Source organism: Nocardia sp. NPDC059764 (assembly GCF_042732555.1).
Lineage (GTDB): Bacteria > Actinomycetota > Actinomycetes > Mycobacteriales > Mycobacteriaceae > Nocardia.
The window spans coordinates 1-7,208 of sequence record NZ_JBHWHH010000266.1; the positions used below are offsets into that span (position 1 = coordinate 1).

The following is a 7,208-nucleotide window of genomic DNA, read 5'->3' on the forward strand; positions in this document are numbered from 1 at the left end:
GCCGACGGACTGGCGGCATCGGACCGGCCGGTGGTGTCGGGGCGAGCCGTGGTGTCGGCGCGGCCGGTGGTCTGGTTCACCGCGGTGATGGCGGCCAGCGCGGCGGCGGCTTCAGGGCTCACCGCGGCGACCGCGGCATCGCCGGTATCGGCCTGCGCCGGGGCCGCGGCGGCGGGTCCCGCCAGGGTTGCCGGTCCGGCGGCGGCGAGCACGGCGCAGGCGCTGACAGCGCCGGCCACCCGGGCGAAGTGATGGAACACGGACATGAAGGGCTCCCCTCGAGGTCACGAGTCGTGAGGGGAAGGTACTCCGCTGACCAGTGCACTCCGGTGATTTGCTCCGGCATGCCGGAGCCGATTCACGGTGCGAACCGGTCCGTTCAGGCGTTCGCCGGAGCGGCCGAGACCGAATAGCCCAGATTCGCCAGCACTTCGCTGGTGGCCTTGGCGAAATTCAGCGTGATGAAATGCAGGCAGGGCGCGCCCTCGGAGATCAGGCGCTGCGCCATCTCCGTGGCGATCTGGATGCCCTCGGCCCGGACCGCCGCGCGATCCTCCTCCGGCCCGGTGCCCGCGGCCTTGCGCAGCCGCTCGATCACCTTGGCCGGGAGCGGACGGCCCGACAGCTCCTCCGCGCGCTCGACCGTGCGCAGCGAGGTGACCGGCATGAGCTCGGGAATGATCGGCTTCGCGCCCTCGATCGGATCGGCCGCGATGGCCCGATCCCGCAGGCGCAGATAGTGATCCACGTCGAAGAACATCTGGGTGATCGAATACTCGGCGCCCGCGCGCAGTTTCGACACCAGGAAGCGGGTGTCGTCGTCGAGGTCGGTGGAGCGCGGGTGACCCTGCGGGAACGAGGCGACACCCACGTGGAAGTCGCCCAGGTCGCGCACGATGCGCACCAGTTCCTCGGCGTACTCGACGCCCTCGGGGTGCTTGAGCCACTCGCCCAGCACGTCGCCCGGCGGATCGCCGCGCAGCACCAGCAGATTGCGGATGCCCGAGTCGGCGTACGCGCCGACGATGGAGCGCAGTTCGGCGACCGAGTGGTCCACCGCGGTCAGGTGGGCGACGGTCAGCAGCGTGGTCTCGCGCGCCAGCTCGCCGGTGACCCGGATGGTGCGGTCGCGGGTGGATCCGCCCGCGCCGTAGGTCATGGACACGAACGCCGGATGCAGCCGCTCGAACTCGCGGGCGGCCCGCCACAGGCGCGCCTCGCCGGCGGCGTCACGCGGCGGATTGAACTCGACCGAGAAGGGAATCGACCCGTCCGGACGGGGGCCCAGCTGCTGCACCACCGAGCGAGTTCCGGACACATGGGGTGTGCGGGAAACTCGGCCAGGGGTCGAATATCCCCGTACATTGTCGAAACTCACGCCAGTATTTTACGGGCCCGCACCCGGGCCCCGGACCCCGACCTGTGCCTATCCCAGCAGGTGGGACCGGACCGGGCCCGACCGATTCCCGGCCGCGACCCCATGGTCGGTAGAGTCGGGGCGAACCCCGCGCGCGGACCTGACGCCCGCGCGATCGGGCCGGTCATCGGGGACGTTCGCCATCGTCGCACGCGCACCGGGACCGATCACCGGGGGAATCGCGCTCGCGCCGCGCCGCGCACTCACCAAGGAGGCTGCCCTGTCCGCCGGACCCGGTACCCCGACCCGCCACCCGGTCGGCGCGGGATCACTCGTCGCCGCCGTGGAGGATCGTCTCACCGCCTTCTTCCGCACCCGCGAACCGATCGTCGAACCCCTCGGCCCGGTCTTCGTGGACGCGGCCGCGGCCCTGGAGGACTTCGTCATTCGCGGCGGCAAGCGCACCCGCCCCGCCTTCGCCTGGACCGGCTGGCTGGGCGCGGGCCGCAGCCCCGAGGACCCGGACGCCGATGCGGTGCTCACCGCCTGCTCGGCGCTGGAACTGGTGCAGGCGTGCGCGCTGATCCACGACGACATCATCGACTCCTCGCGCACCCGGCGCGGCTTCCCGACCGTGCACGTGGATTACGAACAGCGGCACCGGGATCAGCACTGGACCGGTGACGCCGACCACTACGGCGTCAGCGTCGCCGTCCTCATCGGTGACCTGGCCCTGGCCTGGGCCGACGACATGACCCGCGACGCCGGGCTGCCCGCCGACGCCGCCGCCCGCTTCGCCCCGGTCTGGGCGGCCATGCGCACCGAGGTGCTGGGCGGGCAGCTGCTCGACATCCACGGCGAATCCGCGGGCGACGAGTCGGTGGAGGCCGCGCTGCGGATCAACCGGTTCAAGACCGCCGCCTACACCATCGAACGCCCGCTGCACATGGGCGCGGCGCTGGCCGGGGCCTCCCCCGACGTGATCGCCGCCTACCGCGAATTCGGCACCGACATCGGCATCGCCTTCCAGCTGCGCGACGATCTGCTCGGCGTGTTCGGCGATCCGGCGGTCACCGGCAAGCCGTCCGGCGACGACCTGCGCGAGGGCAAGCACACCGTGCTCATCGCCGAGGCCCTGCGGCGCGCCGACGCCACCGCGCCCGCCACCGCCGGGCTCATCCGCACCAGCCTCGGCACCGACCTCAGCGCCGAGCAGGTCGCCGAATTGCGCACGGCCCTCACCGACCTCGGTGCGGTCGACGCCGTCGAGCGGCGCATCGCCTCGCTCACCGAACAGGCCCTGACCGCGCTGGACGCCAGCACCGTGACACCGGACGCGGCCCGGCAGCTCCGCGGCATGGCGCTGTCGGCCACCGCGCGGCACTACTGACGCCGGATTCGACGGACAGCACGGGCGGCAGGAGGGTGGCATGAAAACGGTTGCGGGACCGAGCGATCGGGTGGTCGTGGTCGGCGCGGGACTGTCCGGGCTGGCCGCGGCGCTGCACCTGCTGGCGGCCGGACGGCAGGTGACCGTGCTCGAACGCGACGACCGCCCCGGCGGGCGGGTCGGGTCCTACAGCGGACCGGACTACGAGATCGACTCCGGGGCAACGATTCTCACCCTGCCCGAACTCATCGACGAGGCGCTCGGCGTGGTCGGGCACACCCGGGAGTCGGTCGGCCTGACGATCCTCGACATGGCACCGGCCTACCGGGCGCGCTTCGCCGACGGCACCCAGATCGGCGTCTACTCCGACGAGGAACGGATGGTCGACGAGGTCACGCGGGTGCGCGGCCCCGCCGCGGCCCGCCGCTACCGGCGGCTGCGCGGCTGGCTGACAGGCGTGTACGAGGCCGAGTTCCGGCAGTTCATGGACACCAACTTCGAGTCGCCCCTGGATATGGTGCGGATTCCGGAGAAGCGGACCGCACTGGCGCGGCTGGCACGGCTCGGCGCGTTCGGCCGGCTGGGCCCCAAGGTCGGTCGCGTGATCCGGGATCCTGACATCGCCCGGCTGTTCAGCTTCCAGGCGCTGTTCGCGGGCATGGCTCCGAACCAGGCGCTCGGCGTGTACGGCGCGATCCCGTACATGGACACCTGCCTGGGCGTCACCTACCCCGAGGGCGGCATGCGGGCCATCGCCGCGGCGCTGGGCCGCGCGTTCACCGCCGCGGGCGGGACCCTGGAACTGAACGCCGAGGTGATCGGCGTCGACTACACGGGCCGCCGCGCCACCGCCGTGCACACCGCCGACGGCCGCGTCTTCGACTGCGACGCCCTGGTGGTGACCGCCGACATCGGGTCGCTGACCCGGTTCGGACTGCGGCATCGCCGCGGACTGCGGGCCTCCCCGTCCGCGGTGGTCGCGCACGGCACCATTCCCGCGGAGGTGGCGGCCGCCTGGCCGGTGCAGGCCCATCACACCATCGACTTCGGCGCGGAATGGGACCGGACCTTCGCCGAAATCGCGGCCCGGCGCGGCCGCGGCGGGCTGATGAGCGACCCGTCGCTGCTGCTCACCCGGCCCGCCCTCACCGATCCGACCCTCTACATCGACCGCCCCGAACAGCACATCGACGCCGCGGGCCACCTGCGCGACACCGTCCGCTACGAACCGCTCTCGCTGCTCGCCCCCTGCCCGAATCTGGATGCCGCGCCGCTGGCCTGGGACGAACTCGGCCCGCACTACCTGCGCGAACTGCTCCAGGTGCTGGAAGCGCGCGGCTACCAAGGCATTTCGCGGCACTTCCGGGTCGACCACCTCGACACCCCGCGCACCTGGCGGGCCAGGGGCATGCTCGCGGGCACCCCGTTCTCGGCAGCACACCTGTTCCGGCAGACCGGTCCGTTCCGGACCCGGAACCTGGTGGCCGGGCGCGCGAATGTCGTTCTCGCAGGCTCGGGCACCGTGCCCGGCGTCGGCGTGCCGACCGTGCTGCTTTCGGGCAGACTGGCGGCGGCACGCATCACGGGTGACGTACGACATGCCGGTATCGGATCCGCCGACACCGGGGCGGTGGCGTCCGCGCACACGCACTAGACTGACCGCGTCCTGAACCAACGCGGCTGCCGCCGCTGACCTTTCCGGGGGGAACGACCGCCTATGCCGACCCCCGATATGGACGCAGCCACCCCCGACACCGGCGCTGTCGCCACGCGTCCCGCCGGCGCCCCGAGCACCACGGATGCCGCCGACCCTGACGCTCCGTCTCCGAGCGCCCGGACGAGCTGGCAGACCCGGGTGCGCCACGCCGCCGACTTCGCCCGCACCCCCGAGGGACACGCCGCGACGCTCGGCTTCTTCGGCGCCCTGCTGATCACCTTCGGCGGCTTCGGCGCGGGCGGCGTGCGGCGCAGCGACCCGCTGCTCGAGGCCATGCACCTGTCGTGGCTGCGGTTCGGGCACGGCCTGGTGCTGTCGTCGATGTTCGTGTGGCTCGGCGTGATCGCCATGATCACCGCGTGGGTCCGGCTGGGGCGCATCGTGATCGGCGGCCAGCCCGGCACCTCGGTCACCCTCAACGAACTGCGCGGCATCGTCGGCGTCTGGACCTTCCCGCTGCTGTTCGCGGTCCCCATGTTCAGCCGCGACGCCTACTCCTATCTGGCGCAGGGCGCGATGCTGCGCGACAACATCAACCCGTACCTGTACGGACCGGTGGAGTTGAAGGCCAACGCCGCGGTCCTGCTCGACAATGTCAGCCCCGTCTGGACCACCACCACCGCGCCCTACGGGCCGGTCTTCCTGCTCATCGGGCGCGCCATCACCACCATCACCGGGGACAACGTGGTGGCCGGAACCATCGCGCTGCGGCTGGTCATGCTGCCCGGGCTGGCGCTCATGGTGTGGGCGGTCCCGCACCTGACCAAGCACCTGGGCGGTAAGCCCACCACCGCGCTGTGGCTGGCCGTGCTCAACCCGCTGGTGCTCGTCCACCTGATCGGCGGCGTGCACAACGAGATGCTCATGGTCGGCCTGATGGCCGCGGGCATCGCGCTGGTGCTCGAACACCATCACGCCGCGGGCATCGTGGTGGTCGCCATCGGCGTGGCCGTGAAAGCCACCGCGGGCGTGGCGCTGCCGTTCCTGGTGTGGATCTGGATGATTCACGAACGCGAACGCCGCGCCGCCCAGCACGAGGGCGAACTGCCGCATCCGCTGCGCACCTTCGCCAAGATCGGCGCGCTCGGCGTGGCGGTGTTCGCGGCCGTGTTCGCCGTCGCCACCTTCGCGACCGGGCTGCGCGATCACCAGATCGGCTGGCTCACCGCGCTGTCGGGCTCCAAGAAGATCATCAACTGGCTCTCGCTGCCGACCATCATGGCCCACGTCGTCACCTGGGTGACGCCGCTGCCGATGGACAAGGTGCTGCCGTGGACGCGCATGCTGTGCGCGATCGCCATGGTCGCCATCCTGGTGTGGGCCTGGTGGCGGTTCAAGAACAGCGAGAAGGAGGCTGTGCTCGGCATTCTGGTCGCGTTCGTGGCCATCGTGATCCTGTCCCCCGCCGCGCTGCCCTGGTACTACTCGTGGCCGCTGGCCCTGGCCGCGGGCTTCGCGCTGTCCACCCGGACACTGCAGGTCCTGGTCGGGTTGTGTACCTGGCTCATGCTGATATTCCAGCCCGACGGCGCACCCGTATCCGACTATGTGCACGGCACCCTCGCGATCCTCGCCGCCGTGGTGGCCGCGGTCTCGCTGTGCAAGGTGGATCCGCTGAAACTGCGTGCCGGACGCCCGCATTCCGATCAGCTCGCCGGCGCGCCCGCGCCCAGCCCCGCGTGATGCTGGACCGCGCCTACCGCGACTGCCGCCGCATCGCCGCCGCCCACGGACGCACCTACTTCCTCGCGACCCGGCTGCTGGAACCCGAGCGAAGACCGGCCGTGCACGCGCTGTACGCCTTCGCCCGCCTGGTCGACGACATCGTCGACGCGAGCGACGCGCCCAGCCGCGCCGCCGAATCCGCGGCTCGGCTCGACCGGATCGAACACGAACTGCGGGCCCGGCTGGCCGACGCGCCCACCGAACCCGGCGACAGCCACGAACAGCGGGTGCTGCTCGCGGTCTCCGACACCATCCGCCGGTACTCGATTGCCGCCGAACACTTCTGGGTGTTCCTCGACTCCATGCGCATGGACATTCCGGGCGCGCCCCAATACCGCGACCGCTACCCCACCATGGGCGAGCTCGAGGACTACATGCGCGGCTCGGCGGCCGCCATCGGGCTGCAACTGCTGCCGGTGCTGGGCACCGTCGTCCCGGTCGCCGAGGCCGAACCGGCCGCGGCTGCGCTCGGGGAAGCCTTCCAGCTCACCAACTTCCTGCGCGACGTCGGCGAGGATCTGGGCCGCGGCCGGGTGTACCTGCCCGCCGACGAACTGGCGGCCTTCGGCGTGGACGACGAATTGCTGTTCCACTGCCACGAATCCGGCCGCACCGAGCCGCGGGTGCGCCGTGCGCTCGCGCATATGATCGCGATCAACAGGGGTGTCTACCGTCGCGCCACCTCGGGTATCGAGCTGCTGGCCCCGCGCGTGCGCCCGGCCATCCGGACGGCGGCCACGCTCTACGGCGGCATCCTCGACGAGATCGAGCGCGCCGACTATGCGGTCTTCACCGGCCGCGCGGTCGTCCCCCAGCACCGTCGGCTCCGGGTCGCGGCACGCGAATGCTTATCCGCCTCTCCGCGCCTGCTGCCGGTCTTCAGGGAACCCCTTCAGTAAGCAACCGGGCCGACGGCCAAGGATCGGGTCGGCTCTCGGATGTCCCCGACGAGTTACCCATACGGCGCCAAATCAGTCGGCGCCTCGCGCATCAGGCCGCGCGCGGTGCCCTCAGCACCG

General features: G+C 71.7%; 5 protein-coding genes and 1 pseudogene. 4 read left to right on the forward strand and 2 right to left on the reverse strand.

The features are described from left to right. Together ACFV4K_RS33755 and ACFV4K_RS33760 are read right to left on the reverse strand one after the other, a co-directional pair. A pseudogene (locus tag ACFV4K_RS33755) lies at positions 1-266 on the reverse strand (hypothetical protein); the annotation flags it as partial. 113 nt (positions 267-379) lie between these two features. After that, positions 380-1,378 carry a methylenetetrahydrofolate reductase gene (locus ACFV4K_RS33760; RefSeq protein WP_379280355.1) on the reverse strand — a complete coding sequence of 333 codons (999 nt, stop codon included), beginning with the start codon at positions 1,376-1,378 and terminating at the stop codon, positions 380-382. A 259-nt stretch (positions 1,379-1,637) separates the two neighbouring features. On the opposite strand from ACFV4K_RS33760, the gene ACFV4K_RS33765 reads away from it, so the two are divergent. From ACFV4K_RS33765 to ACFV4K_RS33780, 4 genes are all read left to right on the forward strand, one after another. Further along, complete coding sequence (locus ACFV4K_RS33765; protein WP_379280359.1) at positions 1,638-2,747, forward strand: polyprenyl synthetase family protein; 1,110 nt, start codon at positions 1,638-1,640, stop codon at positions 2,745-2,747. A 40-nt stretch (positions 2,748-2,787) separates the two neighbouring features. Further along, complete coding sequence (gene crtI, locus ACFV4K_RS33770) at positions 2,788-4,401, forward strand: phytoene desaturase family protein (protein WP_379280356.1); 1,614 nt, start codon at positions 2,788-2,790, stop codon at positions 4,399-4,401. Positions 4,402-4,464: 63 nt separating this feature from the next. Continuing rightward, complete coding sequence (locus tag ACFV4K_RS33775) at positions 4,465-6,147, forward strand: alpha-(1->6)-mannopyranosyltransferase A (protein ID WP_379280357.1); 1,683 nt, start codon at positions 4,465-4,467, stop codon at positions 6,145-6,147. Continuing rightward, positions 6,147-7,088 (forward strand): phytoene/squalene synthase family protein, encoded by a 942-nt coding sequence (locus ACFV4K_RS33780; protein WP_379280358.1) that lies wholly within the window; start codon positions 6,147-6,149, stop codon positions 7,086-7,088. Before ACFV4K_RS33775 ends, ACFV4K_RS33780 begins: the two co-directional genes overlap by 1 nt. Positions 7,089-7,208 lie beyond the last annotated feature (120 nt).

What these genes read in the sequence shown, in the direction of transcription:
- crtI (WP_379280356.1), top strand. Translation starts at nt 2,788, where the DNA reads ATGAAAACGGTTGCGGGACCGAGCGATCGGGTGGTCGTGGTCGGCGCG.
- ACFV4K_RS33775 (WP_379280357.1), top strand. Translation starts at nt 4,465, where the DNA reads ATGCCGACCCCCGATATGGACGCAGCCACCCCCGACACCGGCGCTGTC.
- ACFV4K_RS33780 (WP_379280358.1), top strand. Translation starts at nt 6,147, where the DNA reads ATGCTGGACCGCGCCTACCGCGACTGCCGCCGCATCGCCGCCGCCCAC.